The organism is Bradyrhizobium sp. CIAT3101, from assembly GCF_029714945.1.
Classification (GTDB): Bacteria; Pseudomonadota; Alphaproteobacteria; order Rhizobiales; family Xanthobacteraceae; genus Bradyrhizobium.
Genome location: NZ_CP121634.1, coordinates 8113867 through 8127512 on the forward strand (window position 1 = coordinate 8113867; position 13646 = coordinate 8127512).

Sequence of the window (13646 nt, forward strand, 5' to 3'; positions counted from 1 at the left end):
TGCACCGCATGCGCAGAGTGCTCCGGGCCAAGCCGGTGCGCAAGGGCGCGGGCCAGCGCGATCCGTCATGGCTCGGTTGCATTTCGCAGGCGCGATATAATGCGCTTCGATCATCGCGCGCAGCTACAGCGCTGCGCAGGCGGCGGATGCTTTCGCATCCACCGCCCCATGTTGAAGATGACGTCGCCCTTCGATGCGCTCTCGCCTCAAGCCGCCTTGGAGACTTCCATCAGCAGGCGCTCGGCCTTCGCATCCTCGATGCGGTTCACCAGCCGGCTGCTTTCGTGATTGTCGCGCACGGTCTTGGTCAAAGTGATGCAAGTCTGGATCAGCATCACGATACCCATCGTGAGATAGCCCTTCATCCAGAGATCGATCGGCAGGAAGAAGATGCCGATGGCGACAAGAAAGGCGGAGGCTGCAAAGGACGCGTAGGTAAAGGTCACCCAGGCGCTGCTGTGGGGTTGGCCGTTCTGGTTCATGATCGTCTCCTGTTGGTTCGATTGATGATTGAGGCGTTAAGTTCAGGCAGTGGGCATGCGCTTGGATTTCAACCGCGCCAGCACATCGTCAGCGGTCGTCTTGAGCCGGGGACCAAAGCCCTGTTCGGCTAATCGTTCGGCGGTCACGAGCGGACCGGTGGCCGCATCGAGCTCGACCAGCGCGTCATCGGCGGCCTGGGCTTCGATCTGCCGATCGCGCAGTCGCCTCAAGGTGCTCTCTGCTTCCGGTAGCGTGGATTCGTAAGGGCGAGCGGCTTCGATGCCGCTGCGGCGAAGCGAGCGCACCGCTTCCGAGGCGCGGGCGACACGACGGCCGCGATCGAGCTCGGTGATGCGGGCCTGCGCATTTGCGACGTGCCGCTTCAGCCGGGCGATCTCGGTCGCGAACAACGCGCGCGCGGTCAGCGCCGCGTCGCGATCGGCCTCGAGGCCGGCGATGGCTTCGGCCGCCTCCTTGGCGAGATCCTCGCGGCCGCCATCGAGCGCTGCGACCGCGCGGGTCTCGAGATCGGCGATGCGGGCGACGGTCGCCTCGAGCTTGCCGCCTTCCTGCTGGTCCTGGGCGATCGCCAGCGCCAGCGTCCGCTTGCCGCGCTCGACGGCAGCAGCCGCATCGCGCATCTGCTGGTCGAGGATCAGAAGAGCCGTCCGGTCTTCCAGCTCCTCGCCGGCGGCGGCCATGCTGCCGCGGAAAAGTGTGACTACGGTCTTGAACATTTGCAGCTCCCTGTTATGAGCGTTGCTCACAAATGATTAGTAGCAACAATCTTGAACATCGTTCAATAATTATTTGAGCGACGCTCAAGATTTTGGTTAACGAATGACTAAAGCCTTGGAACGTCGGGAGAAACAGCGGGCGGACCTGATTCTGTCGGCGGAGCGGATGATCGCGACCCGTGGCTTGGCCGGCCTGAAAACCCGCGATTTGGCCCGCGAGATCGGCTGCGCCAATGGTGCGGTCTACAATCTCGTTGCCGATGTGGACGAGCTGGTCCTGCGCGTCGGCTCGCGCACGCTGCTCCGGCTCGACGAGGCGCTCAGCGCGGCGGTGCGCGCGGGCAATCCATCGCCAAAGGAGACGCTGGTCCGCATCGCAATTGCCTATTGCGATTTCGCCGCAGAAAATCTCCAGCTCTGGCGCGCCCTGTTCGAGCACCGCATGGAGATCGAGAAGGCCCTGCCCGACTGGTCGGTCGATGACCAGTTGCAGTTGTTTCGCCACATCTACCAGCCGTTGGCTGCGCTGTTGCCAAAGCGAGATGCCGAGGAGCTCGGCATCACCGCACGCAGCCTGTTCTCGGCCGTGCATGGCATGGTGGCACTGGGACTTGAGCAAAGGCTGGTCGCGGTTCCCCTTCCGGCGCTGCGCAAGGAGATCGCGAGCCTCGTACGCGCGATGATCGACGGGCTAGTTGCGCCGGCGGCGTAGCGGCCGAGAATACGCAGCGAAGCCGGCGACTGACTAAAATTTCGTCTGTCGCATCACAGCCGACCCGCTTAGCTTTCGCCGCGTCCCGTCCTCCCTGCTCTTCCCGGAGTTCCCATGTCCCTCCTCATCCGCGGCGGCACTGTCGTCAATCATGATCATTCGCGCCGTGCGGACGTGCTGATCGAGGGCGGCACCATCGTCGCGGTCGGCGCAGCGATCGCGGCGCCAACGGGGGCGGAGATCATCGATGCCGGCGGTGCCTATGTCATTCCGGGCGGGATCGATCCGCACACCCATCTCGAAATGCCGTTCATGGGTACCGTTACCGCAGACGATTTCGAATCCGGCACCAAGGCGGCGCTGACCGGTGGCACCACCATGGTGGTGGATTTCTGCCTGCCCGATCCCGGCCAGTCGATGCTCGCGGCCTATCAGGAGTGGCGCCACAAATCCGAGAAGGCGGCGACCGACTACGGCTTCCACATGGCGGTGACGTCATGGTCGAAGCAGATCTATGACGAGATGGAGACCGTGGTCAAAACCTACGGCATCAACACCTTCAAGCATTTCATGGCCTACAAGGGCGCGCTGATGGTGAACGACGACGAGCTCTACAACTCGTTCGCACGCTGCGCCCATTTGGGTGCGATGCCCGTCGTGCACGCCGAGAATGGCGACGTCGTCGCGCTGATGCAGGAGGCGCTGATCGCACGCGGCGTCACGGGGCCAGAAGGGCACGCCTATTCACGGCCGCCGGAAGTCGAGGGCGAAGCCACCAACCGCGCCATCATGATCGCTGATATGACCGGCACGCCGGTCTACATCGTCCACACCAGCTGCCGCGAGGCGCATGAGGCGATCGCGCGCGCGCGTGCCGCGGGAAAGCGCGTCTATGGCGAGCCGCTGATCCAGCATCTGCTGCTCGACGAGCGCGAATATCAGAACAAGGACTGGGATCATTCCGCGCAACGCGTGATGTCGCCGCCATTCCGCGACAAGTCGCATCAGGACAGTCTTTGGGCCGGCCTGCAATCCGGCTCGCTGCAAGTGGTCGCGACCGACCATTGTGCCTTCACCACCGAGCAAAAGCGGTTTGGCCTCGGCGACTTCCGGAAGATCCCGAACGGCACTGGCGGCCTGGAAGATCGCCTCGCGTTGCTCTGGACCGCGGGCGTCGCCACGGGGCGATTGACGAAGGAGGAATTCGTCGCGGTGACTTCGGCTAACATCGCCCGTATCCTCAACGTCTATCCGCGCAAGGGTGCGGTGGCCGTCGGCTCCGACGCGGATATCGTGGTGTGGGACCCGAAGGCCACCAAGACCATCAGCGCGAAGCGGCAGATGAGCCGGATCGACTACAACGTATTCGAAGGCTTTGCCTGCACCGGCGGGCCGGCCGCGACGCTCTCGCGCGGTCGCATCGTGTGGAAGGATGGCGATCTGCGTGCCGAAGCGGGCGACGGACATTATGTCGAGCGGCCGGCCTTCTCGCCGGTGCACGTCGCCAATTCAACGTGGAAAGAGCTGACCGCCCCGCGCGCAGTGCCACGCGGAGCGGTGACGCCGTAGCAACCCAGCGGCGTCAGAAACGATAATTCACGCCGACCGTCACGGTATGAATTCTGTCCTTCAGGTTTCCCGAGAAGGTGCGTCCGATCGAGTCGACCAGAACGAAATCGTTGGCGCCGAAATCGTAGTAATTGTACTCGACGTTCGCAGACCAGTGCTGCGCGAATGCCCAATCGAGACCGACGCCGGCCGTCCATCCGCTACGCGTCATGGTCCCGTTTGGATTGATCGGAAATCCCAGGGCGGGCGGCGTGAAAACGATGTCTGCCTTTTCTCGCGTCCAGGCGGCGCCACCGCGGGCATAGGCGAGCCAGCTGCCAGCAAAAGTATAGCCGAGGCGCGCTGTTGCCGATGCGAGGAAGTCGTTGCTGACGGTGAATTGCGTCGGGAACAGCAGGCCGCCGGAAGTACCGATGCCCGGCGTCTTGCTGGTCAGGCTCGACCAAGCGGCTCGGCCTTCGACGCCGACGACCCAGGCCGATGCAAACTGATAATCGCAACCGATCTGTCCGCCGCCGATGAAACCCGTGGAGGTGAAATCGCCCGAGCTTCTGATTTTGTCATAGCTGAAGTCGCCTCCCGCATGCACACCGACGAAACAGCCGGTCCAGCTGAATGGCTGGGCCGCTATCGGAGCCTTGACCGCCAGATCAGCGGCGATTGCCGCGCTTGCAAATCCCACAATCGAAATCAAACCAACGCCAACCGCAACAAGACGACGCATTCCCGGCCCCTGCCAATTCCAAAAGTAACGGTGTTCTTGTTGCAGGAAACGGGTTGTTGCGACAGCCTGACACACCATCAAAGTTGTGATTTGCATTGATATGTGGCTGACGCGCCACAGCGGGAATGGCGCCATACTTGCCGGGACAAGGCGTGCCAGCTGGCCTACGCTAATTCTTCTCGACCATGCGAACGGCTGAAGCCGCGCGCGCCAGCTCGATCGGAAAGGCCCGCTCCAGCCGTGCCTTGCTTGCGCGGAGCATCGCTGCATCAAGCTTGCCCTGCCGCGATCCGTCGAGTGCGCATCCAAAGATCCGATAGAACTGCGCGCCGTCATAGGCGACGAGCAGCAGATCGACGCCGGCGTTGATCGCCTCGACCACGGCCTTGCAGACGTCGTGCTGATAGATCGCGCCCATCACGAGATCGTCGGTCATCACCAGGCCCTGGTAGCCCCATTTGTCGCGGATGATTCCATCGACGAGGCGCTTCGAATGCGAAGCGGCATGGTCGGGATCCACGGCCGTGAGTGTGATGTGGCCGACCATGAGCGCGCTGTGCGAGTGCGACAGCACCTCGCGGAATGGCAGCCAATCCGTGGCCTCCAGCTCCCTGACCGGCGTATCGAGGTTGGCGCTGAAATGATGCGTGTCCGTACGCACACGGCCGATGCCTGGAAAATGCTTCAGTGTCGCGCCGACGCCGGAGGCCTCCAGTCCGCTCACATAAGCGCTCGCGATCGTGCTGACGACAACGGGGTCGGTGGCAATCGCGCGCTGGCCGATCAGCGTATGGAAATCAAGGCGATTGCGCCGAACGGGCGGCTTGAGATCGAGCACCGGCGCGAGATTGAGGTTGACGCCAAGGCCGGCGAGCTCGCGGCCGTGGATCCGGCCGAACTCTTCCGCTTTGCTTTGCTGGTCGTCAGGAGCAAGCCCGGCGAGCGTCGCCAGCGCCGGCACCTTGGTCAGCGGCGGCGCGAGATGGCCGACGATGCCGCCCTCCTGATCCGCGGCGACAATCAGCGGCGGCAGGCCGGCTGCACGGCGCTTGCCCTGAAGCGCAGCGATCTCGGCACGCAACTCATCGACCGACCGGCCACGGATGTTGTGCCGGGTGACGTAGACGCCGCCAATCAGCCCCTGCTCGGCGAGGCGCGCGACCTCGGGAAAGGAGGAATAGCCGATCATGAAATGGGGGCCAAGCTGACGCGCCTCGGTCACGCCGGCGCTGAGCACATCGTGCTTGCGCAGCTCGAAGCTGAGATGCGCCACCGCCATCAGCATCGGCGGCAGACACCAGAGCATCAGAAGGAGCTTGCCGGCCAGGCTGTGCCAGCGCCCGCGGCGAAGCAACAGGATGGCGATCGTGATGCTAGCAAGGGAAAGCGCGATGTTTCCGACGCCGCGCAGCGGAAGCAGATAGGGATCGTTCTTGTTCGCAGCCGCGAACGCGACGAGAGGCGCCCCAAACCAGAGCAGGATGAGGCCGATACGACGGAGGAATTGCATGATGCGTCACGTCCGGGGAGTGGCGAATGCTTCGCACCTATCAAAGCGATTTGCGCTCCGCGAGAGGCAAAAGCGCGCCTGCACGAAATCTGCAAAAGACTCCTGAAACCGTGCAGATGTTGATCCCGGCTTCTGCACAAGGGCCGTGCAGATTTCGTGATGCCACCCATCACGAAAGGTCATCTGCACATGACGAGCCTGGCTTCGACGATCGCCGCCGACATCCAGCCAATCAGGCGTTCCGCCATTCCGGCCAAGGTCGGCCTTGCGCTGGCGCTGGCCGCGCTCGCGGACTGGCTGTTTTATGGCGAGCGGATCGGCCTGTCGCTCTCACTCTTTGCGATCGCAATCGCGGTGGTGTCGATGCTGTTCAATCACGACACGCTGGACCTGCGTCGCGCTTTAACAGGCGCAGCGATTTTCGTCGCAGGCCTCGTGCCGGCCGTCGAGGAGCTCAACCCGCTGTCGTCCCTGATCCTTGTCGCTGCATTGCTCATGTCGCTTCTGCTCGCGACCAATCCGGAGACGACCGGGTTTGCCGAGCGCGCCCGTGCGCTGCGCAACTTCGTCCTGCTTGGCCCATTCAGGTTCTTCCCCGATGTCCTTCAGGTCTTCAACATGTCGGCGTTCACGCGCGGCATCGCGCTCTGGCTGCTGCCGGCGGCGCTCGGCACCGTCTTCGTCGCCCTGTTCGCCGCGGCCAATCCGGTGATCGAGCAGTGGGTGTCCCTGCTCAATCCAAAGATCATCCTCGACTATGTCAGCATCCCGCGCGTGCTGTTCTGGATCATGATGCTGGCGTTGGTCTGGCCGTTCATCCACTTGCGCTGGCGACGCAGGAAGGTCGTCACCACCGATGTCGACGATGTTCCCATGCCACCGCCACTGCCGCCCATGGTCTCGGCCGAATTCCTCGGCCCCTCCACGATCCTGCGCTCGCTGATCCTGTTCAATCTGCTATTTGCGGCGCAATCGATTCTCGATGGCCTCTATCTCTGGGGTCACGTGGCCTTGCCCGCCGACATGACCTACGCGGCCTACGCCCATCGCGGCGCCTATCCGCTGATCGCGACCGCATTGCTCGCCGCCGCCTTCGTGCTGGTCGCAATGCGTCCGGGCGGACCGGCTGAGAGGTCGACGGTGATCCGCCCGCTGGTTTATCTCTGGGTCGGGCAGAACGTCCTTCTGGTCGCCTCCTCCATCCTCCGCCTCGACCTTTATGTCGACATCTACATGCTGACTTACTGGCGCATCGCGGCCTTCATCTGGATGGGGCTGGTGGCGCTGGGGCTGATCCTGATCGTGGCGCGGATCGCACTCGACAGGTCCAACCGATGGCTTGTCGGCGTCAACCTGATCGCGTTAACGATCGTGTTGTATAGCTGTTCGCTGGTGAACTTTGATGCGTTCATCGCCGACTACAATGTTGCGCACAGCCGGGAAGTCGCGGGCAGAGGCATGTCGATCGACGTCAACTATCTTTCACAACTTGGACCACAAGCCTTACCCGCGATCGCGAAGCTATTGCCGTTTCGCTCCGATTATACTCTTGTCGGATGCCAGGACCGGCTTGTAGAAGCACAGCGCCTGGACTTGGCCTGGCGGGCCTGGGGTCTTCGCAGTTGGCGCCTGCAACGCTGGCTGGATGCGCAGGCCAAGAGCTCGACCAACAATGGTCAGCCTGCAGGTTGAGCGGAGAAGCCCTTGGCGCATCGCATTCTCATCGTCGACGACGAGGGCCACATCCGCGAGGTCATCCGCGTCGCCTTGAGGAAGGCCGGCATGGACGTGATCGAAGCACGCGACGGCAAGGAGGGACTTCTCCGCTTTGCCGCCGACAAGCCCGATCTGATCGTGCTCGACATCGGCATGCCGGAGTTCGACGGTCTCGATGTCTGCCGCGAGGTTCGCAAGACGTCCGACGTGCCGATCCTGTTCCTGTCGGCGCGCGACGAGGAGATCGATCGCGTGCTCGGCCTCGAAATCGGCGGCGACGACTACGTGACAAAGCCGTTCAGCCCGCGCGAGCTGGTGGCGCGGGTCAACGTCATCCTGCGCCGCCTCACGCCCCGCAACGGCGAGGCCAAGTCCGGCCCCGCCGCCCTGTCGCAAGGCGGCCTGCTGATCGATCCCGAGCAGCATGTCGCAACCTTCGCCGGCACACCGCTGAAGCTGACCGCCATCGAGTTCGGCATTCTGCGCGCGTTCCTGACCCGACCGACCTCGGTGTTCAACCGCGAACAGCTGATGCGCGCGGCCTATCAGCTCAACATCCAGGTCTCCGACCGCACCATCGACAGCCACATCCGCAACATCCGCGCCAAGCTCGCAGCGGCTTCCTGCGACAACGTGATCGAGACCATCCACGGCGTCGGCTTCAAGCTCGGCCGCTGTGAGACAGAGGCATGAGTACGGCCCCTGACAAGTGGCGGCCGTCGCTCGGGCTCGTGATCTTCGCGGTGCTGGCGACTGTTGCCGTGCTGCCGCTGGTCGGCCTGTTCTTCTTCCGCCTCTATGACAACCAGCTGATCCGCCAGACCCAGGCGGAGCTGATCGCGCAGAGCCGCGTGCTCGCAACGATCTATGCGCAGGAGGTCGAGGCCCGGCTCGGCAGCGGCCTGACCCTCGGCCCCGAGGTAGCGCCGGACGTGCTGCCCGATCCCGGCGACCAGTTCACGCCGATCCGGCCCGCACTCGATCTCACCGCCAACGATCTGTTGCGGCGGCGGCCGGATGCGCAAGCGGCTGCGCGGCCGCCGCAGCCGGCTTACGTCGAGATCGGCGCCAAGCTGACGCCGATCATCCGCGAGACGCAGAAGGTGACATTGGCCGGCTTTCGCATCCTCGATCCGCAGGGCGTGGTGATCGCCGGGCGACAGGAGGTCGGGCAGTCGCTCGCCCATATCGAGGAGGTCTCTGACGCACTGCACGGCCAATACCGCGCCACCTTGCGCAACCGCGTGCCGGACAAGCCGCCGCCGCCGATCTATTCCTTCAGCCGCGGGCTTGGCGTGCACGTGTTCTCGGCGATGCCGGTGATCGTCAACAACCGCGTTGCCGGGGTGATCTATACCACGCGGACGCCGAGCAACATTTTCGACCATCTCTACCAGGAGCGCGCCAAATTCGTGCTGGCCGGGCTCGCCGTGATCCTCGGCACGATCGCGATTGGGCTGGTGTTCTCGCGCACCATCACGCTGCCGATGCGCGAGCTGATCGACCGCGCCGCCAGAATCGGCCGCGGCGACCGTGAGGCGTTCCGGCCACTCCGGCATTACGGCACACGCGAGTTTGCCCAGCTCTCGCACAGCTTTCTCGGCATGGCCGAGCAGCTGGCGCGGCGCTCCGATTACATCGCGACGTTCTCGGCCCATCTCACCCACGAGCTGAAATCGCCGCTGACCTCGATCAAGGGCGCGGCCGAGCTGTTGCAGGATTCATTTCAGGGCAAGCCCGAAGGCCTCACACCGGCCGAGCAACGGACCTTCATCGCCAACATCCTGTCCGACACCCAGCGGCTGGAGGCGATGGCGCAGCGGCTGCGCGAGCTCGCGCGGGCCGAAAGCCTGCCGCAGAACGAGCGGACGGAGCTGGCACCGGTGATCGCGGACCTCCGGAGCCGGTTTCCGGCAAGCGCGATCGAGGCCAGCGGCAGCCTCGAGCGGCCGATCGGCATGTCCGGCGAGAAGGCGCTGATCGTGCTGTCGCATCTCGCCGACAACGCGATCCGGCACAAGGCTGGGATCATCAGGCTGGAGGCGGTCGACGAGCGGACGACGCTGCGACTGACTGTGAGCAATGACGGCGAGCCGATCTCGGCGCCGAACCGCGACAGGATCTTTGACGCGTTCTTCACGACCCGCCGGGATCAGGGCGGCACCGGGATGGGGCTCGCGATCGCGCGGGCGGTGATGGCGAGCCATGGCGGCTCGATCAGGCTCAAGCCGACCGCCGACGGCGTGGCCTTCGAGCTGCAATTCCCTGCGGCCTAGATCGCGAACACCCAGGCGGCGACGATGGTGCCGATGGTGACGAGGCCAGCGATGGTCCAGCCGGCGACATATTCCAGCTCAGGATGACCGGTCGCCCGCATGATCTCTGCCGGATCGGCGGTATGCTTCTCTGCCATGACAGCCTCGCATGTTTCTCCCCGCGTCATAGATAAGTCGCTTCAGCCGCCATTAGGTTCCATCACGGAAATGCGAGGAATGACGCAGCTTGGTCTGTTCGCCGAGCCGGAGGCAGGGCCCGCTGGTCTTCGCCATACGGACAATTTTATCGACACCGCCACCGAGCAGGAGCTGATCGGCCGCATCGCAGCATTGCCGCTGCAACGCTTCCAGTTCGGCGCCTTCGAGGGCAACCGGCGCGTGGCGTGGTTCGGCCATCAATACGACTATGCGCAGCAGCGGCTGACCGAGGCCGCGCCAATCCCGGACTGGGTCACGCCCGTCGCGCGTCAAGTCGAGGCATGGGCGGGGCTGGACGAGGGCAGCGTGCGGCAGGTGCTGTGCACCGAATATGACGCCGGCGTCGGCATCGGCTGGCATCGCGACAAGCCGCACTTCGACAAGGTCTTCGGCCTGTCGCTGGGCTCGGCTTGCAAATTCCGCTTCCGCCACCGCCGCGGCGACGCATGGCAGCGCCACACGCTCGCGGCCCTGCCGCGCTCGCTGTACCTGATGGACGGCGAGGCGCGATCGCAATGGGAGCACAGCATCCCGCCGGTCGAGGCGCGCCGCTATTCCATCACCTTCCGGACGATGAAGCGGCCCTGACCCACCAAAACCGCGAAAACAACCCCATGCACAGTAGAACGTCGACCTTGCCATGAGGCGAGGTCGCGCGTGGCATGGGTTTGACGCGTCGGGACAAATCGGCCGTCTCGCGCAATCGCCGCGCGATCCGTTCCTTGCGTCCCAATTCCGATTGCATGCTAGACTGGATGCACGCGATCCAAGGCACGTGACAGGGCGGGAGAGAAGCATGGCCGACGACAAGACCAAGCGGGGCGGAGCGGACCGCAAGCTGATTGCGCTCACTGAAAAATACGAAGTCGCCTACTGGTCGAAGAAATTCAAGGTGACGCCGGCCAAGCTGAAATACGCGGTCAAGAAGGTCGGCCACTCCGCGAGAAAGGTAGAAGAGTACATCAAGCTCCAGAAGCACCGCGCCGCTGACAAGAGCCGGATTGCCCTCGGCGAAGCCTATGAAGTCCGCTACTGGTCGAAGAAGTTCAAGATCACGCCGGCCAGGCTGAAGGCGGCCGTCGCGGCCGCAGGCCATTCTTCGAAGAAGGTCGAGGCGTATCTGATCGCCCAGAAGGCAGCGAAGAAGAAGAAGAAGAAGACCGCGAAGAAGACCGCCAGGAAGAAGACATCCGCTTCGCGGAAGTAGGCCGGCCAAGTCATCAAGACATAGCCGAGACATCGGGACACCTGTCCGCAAGCCCGGCACATCAGCCGGCGTGCATCGCGCCCTCGCGCACGCACGGCGATTGTGACAATTCAACTGCGTGAGATCGCCGACTGCGTCAGATCGCTTGGCTCATCGATGAGGCGAGGCCTGCGATACATTGACGCGATTGTGAGGCGCGCGCGGCGCGTTCGGCTTTGCCGCACCGGCATCCCGCTGTTAGGATGCATTACTTCAGTTTGCTATTTTAGGTTTGGTCACCTGACGCGCCGGCGATTTTCTCGCCGCCGCACGACGATTCATTTTCGAACACCAGAACCGTTTCGAACGAACAGGACCTGCGTTCGCAATCCCGGTTTTCCAGCGCGCCACCCCGTACAAGGAGGAAATACTATGTCCCCTAGTGCAACACCCCACATGGTCGAACTTCCCAACTCCGTCCATCAACTGCCGACAGGCTCGAAGGCGATGCGCCGAACCAACGGCCAGCGCTGGATCGAGCTGACGCTCGGCGTGAAGCGCTCCGCCGATCTGCCCGACCTGTCCGATCTGGACAACAAGCTCCCCAAGGCGCGCAAATACATGACGCGCGACCAGCTCGAGAGCAGATACGGCTCCGATCCCAAGGCCATCAAGTCGATCGAGGATTTTGCCAAGGCGCACAAGCTCGTCGTCACCCGCAACGAGCCCGCCGCCGCACGGCTCGGCATCGCCGGCACGGTCGACGACGTCAGCGATGCCTTCGGCGTCACGCTGTTCGACTATTCGCATCCGCATCTCGGCGACTTCCACGCCCGCACCGGGCCCGTGCACGTCCCGACCGAGGTCAGCGATGCCATCACCGGCGTGTTCGGGTTGAACAACCACCGTGTGCTCAGGCGCTCGCGCCATTCGGCACAGAGCGCGAAGCCGGACTTCGCAAGCTCGGTGCGACACTGGTTCGTTCCGACCGAGCTCGGCGCCATCTACAAATTCCCCCAGGTCGACGCCAGCAAGCAATGCATCGGCCTGCTCGAATTCGGCGGCGGCGTGGAGACCCCCGATGTCGCAGCCTATTTCGCCAAGATCGGCGTTCCCGCGCCATCCGTCGCGGTCATCGCGGTCGACGGCGTCTCGACCGATCCGGCCGGCGATCCGGATTCGACCGGTGAAGTGATGCTGGACGTCGATGTCGCCGGCGCACTCGGCGGCGGCGCCAAGATCGCGACCTATTTCTCGACCTTCGACGAAAAGGGTCTGGTAGATTGCCTCGCCAAGGTCGTCAGCGACTCCGACAACGATCCCTCCGTCGTCTCGATCAGCTGGGGCTGGGACGAGAACCAGTCCTTCAACAATGCCGGCGTGATCTGGTCACCCGCGGCGATCGACCATTGCAACCACAGCTTCCTGGCCGCGGCCCATCTCGGCATCACATTCTGCGTTTCCACCGGCGACGACGGCTCGGAAGCGCAGATGCAGGACGGTCGGGCGCATGTGAACTTCCCCGCAACCAGCCCCTACGTGCTGGCGGTGGGCGGAACGTCGTTGCACGCGCGCGCGAACGCCAAGAAGCAGGTGCAGATCACCGAAACCGTCTGGAACGACGGACCGGGAAGCGGCACCGGCGGCGGCGTCAGCGACATCACGCCGGCTCCGAGCTGGCAGAAAGGCATCGTGCCGAAGTCGATCAATCCCGGGCATTTTGCCGGACGCGCGATCCCGGACGTGGCGGCCAATGCCGATCCGGCGACGGGCTATCTGACGATGTCGGGCGGCAAGCTCGGCATCGTCGGCGGCACGAGCGCGTCCGCGCCGCTCTGGGCGAGCCTGGTCGCCCGGATCAACGCCGCCAACGGTGCACGGTCCGGCAACTTCAATGCCCTGCTCTACTCCAAATTTGGTCCGGCCGGCGTGCTGCGCGACATCACCGTCGGCAACAATGACACCGACGGTCTGCTCGGCGGACAATTCAAGGCAGGGCCGGGATGGGATGCCTGCACCGGCTGGGGCGTGCCGGATGGCGGCAAGCTTCTCGCGGCGTTGCAGGGCGGCCCGACTAGCTAGCCGATCCGCGCTCACACAGGCGGGCAATCGTCCGCCTGTGCAAGACATAACAGCCGGCCGCGTCCGACCGACGCGACCGGGCGCGTTTTGGCGGCGCTAGAATAGAAGTGAAAATCGAAAGCAACCGGCTCAGATCACTGTGGGTGTCCGCTTGTCCTCCAACAGCGGCGCAATAGCGGACATGCGGGGAGGTCTGTTGCGGACCAAAAGCGGAAGTCGCGATCGGACGACAAGTCCGCTGTCATGGTTGGCGATAAATATCGTACGTGAAGTGGTTCACAAATGGACGGTCCAGACCGCGATACGCTAACCGGGCTCTTGGCCGTCGTGCGCCAGTGGAATCAGCAGATTCGAAATCGAACATCGACATACACCGCTCCGCCGCACGTATCGTATTTCTCAATGCTGACTCTATGAAGTGCCAAAGCCCAAGAACGACCAACCTCCTCACGC

Annotated in this window: 13 protein-coding genes; 8 read left to right on the forward strand and 5 right to left on the reverse strand. The window is 63.7% G+C overall.

All coding sequences use genetic code 11. The annotated features are described in order from the left end of the window. Nucleotides 1-206: 206 nt before the first annotated feature. Together QA645_RS37975 and QA645_RS37980 are read right to left on the reverse strand one after the other, a co-directional pair. A complete protein-coding gene (locus tag QA645_RS37975; protein WP_014491840.1) occupies nucleotides 207-482 on the reverse strand; it encodes a YiaA/YiaB family inner membrane protein in 276 nt (91 codons plus the stop codon). 42 nt (nucleotides 483-524) lie between these two features. After that, nucleotides 525-1220, reverse strand: a complete 696-nt coding sequence (locus QA645_RS37980) for a PspA/IM30 family protein (protein ID WP_283046185.1) — start codon at nucleotides 1218-1220, stop codon at nucleotides 525-527. A 103-nt stretch (nucleotides 1221-1323) separates the two neighbouring features. On the opposite strand from QA645_RS37980, the gene QA645_RS37985 reads away from it, so the two are divergent. Together QA645_RS37985 and hydA are read left to right on the forward strand one after the other, a co-directional pair. Beyond that, a complete protein-coding gene (locus tag QA645_RS37985) occupies nucleotides 1324-1932 on the forward strand; it encodes a TetR-like C-terminal domain-containing protein (RefSeq protein WP_283046186.1) in 609 nt (202 codons plus the stop codon). A gap of 114 nt (nucleotides 1933-2046) precedes the next feature. Then, complete coding sequence (hydA, locus tag QA645_RS37990) at nucleotides 2047-3501, forward strand: dihydropyrimidinase (protein ID WP_283046187.1); 1455 nt, start codon at nucleotides 2047-2049, stop codon at nucleotides 3499-3501. A gap of 13 nt (nucleotides 3502-3514) precedes the next feature. Here the strand turns inward: hydA and QA645_RS37995 are convergent, their stop codons facing one another. Together QA645_RS37995 and QA645_RS38000 are read right to left on the reverse strand one after the other, a co-directional pair. Beyond that, nucleotides 3515-4225 (reverse strand): outer membrane beta-barrel protein, encoded by a 711-nt coding sequence (locus QA645_RS37995; RefSeq protein ID WP_283046188.1) that lies wholly within the window; start codon nucleotides 4223-4225, stop codon nucleotides 3515-3517. A gap of 169 nt (nucleotides 4226-4394) precedes the next feature. Then, nucleotides 4395-5735 carry a glycoside hydrolase family 3 N-terminal domain-containing protein gene (locus QA645_RS38000; RefSeq protein WP_283046189.1) on the reverse strand — a complete coding sequence of 447 codons (1341 nt, stop codon included), beginning with the start codon at nucleotides 5733-5735 and terminating at the stop codon, nucleotides 4395-4397. Nucleotides 5736-5924: 189 nt separating this feature from the next. Between QA645_RS38000 and QA645_RS38005 the strand changes: the two genes are divergently transcribed. The 3 genes from QA645_RS38005 to QA645_RS38015 are packed head-to-tail and all read left to right on the forward strand — an operon-like array spanning nucleotide 5925 to nucleotide 9727. Next, complete coding sequence (locus tag QA645_RS38005) at nucleotides 5925-7427, forward strand: DUF4173 domain-containing protein (protein ID WP_283053499.1); 1503 nt, start codon at nucleotides 5925-5927, stop codon at nucleotides 7425-7427. Between the two features lie 12 nt (nucleotides 7428-7439). Continuing rightward, nucleotides 7440-8144: a response regulator transcription factor gene (locus QA645_RS38010; RefSeq protein WP_254195722.1), complete on the forward strand. Its 705-nt coding sequence runs from the start codon at nucleotides 7440-7442 to the stop codon at nucleotides 8142-8144. Beyond that, a complete protein-coding gene (locus QA645_RS38015) occupies nucleotides 8141-9727 on the forward strand; it encodes an ATP-binding protein (protein WP_283046190.1) in 1587 nt (528 codons plus the stop codon). Before QA645_RS38010 ends, QA645_RS38015 begins: the two co-directional genes overlap by 4 nt. Here QA645_RS38015 and QA645_RS38020 read toward each other — a convergent pair. After that, complete coding sequence (locus tag QA645_RS38020; protein ID WP_254134544.1) at nucleotides 9724-9864, reverse strand: hypothetical protein; 141 nt, start codon at nucleotides 9862-9864, stop codon at nucleotides 9724-9726. The two genes, QA645_RS38015 and QA645_RS38020, sit on opposite strands and share 4 nt — an antisense overlap. 79 nt (nucleotides 9865-9943) lie before the next feature. Here QA645_RS38020 and QA645_RS38025 point away from each other — a divergent pair, with 79 nt between their 5' ends. The 3 genes from QA645_RS38025 (at nucleotide 9944) to QA645_RS38035 (ending at nucleotide 13193) form a co-directional block, all read left to right on the forward strand. Next, entirely contained in the window at nucleotides 9944-10513 is a 570-nt protein-coding gene (locus tag QA645_RS38025) for an alpha-ketoglutarate-dependent dioxygenase AlkB (protein ID WP_283046191.1), read from the forward strand. A 208-nt stretch (nucleotides 10514-10721) separates the two neighbouring features. Next, nucleotides 10722-11132 carry a DUF3606 domain-containing protein gene (locus QA645_RS38030; protein WP_283046192.1) on the forward strand — a complete coding sequence of 137 codons (411 nt, stop codon included), beginning with the start codon at nucleotides 10722-10724 and terminating at the stop codon, nucleotides 11130-11132. Between the two features lie 411 nt (nucleotides 11133-11543). Next, nucleotides 11544-13193, forward strand: coding sequence for a S53 family peptidase (locus tag QA645_RS38035; RefSeq protein ID WP_283046193.1), 1650 nt, complete (start codon nucleotides 11544-11546; stop codon nucleotides 13191-13193). Nucleotides 13194-13646 lie beyond the last annotated feature (453 nt).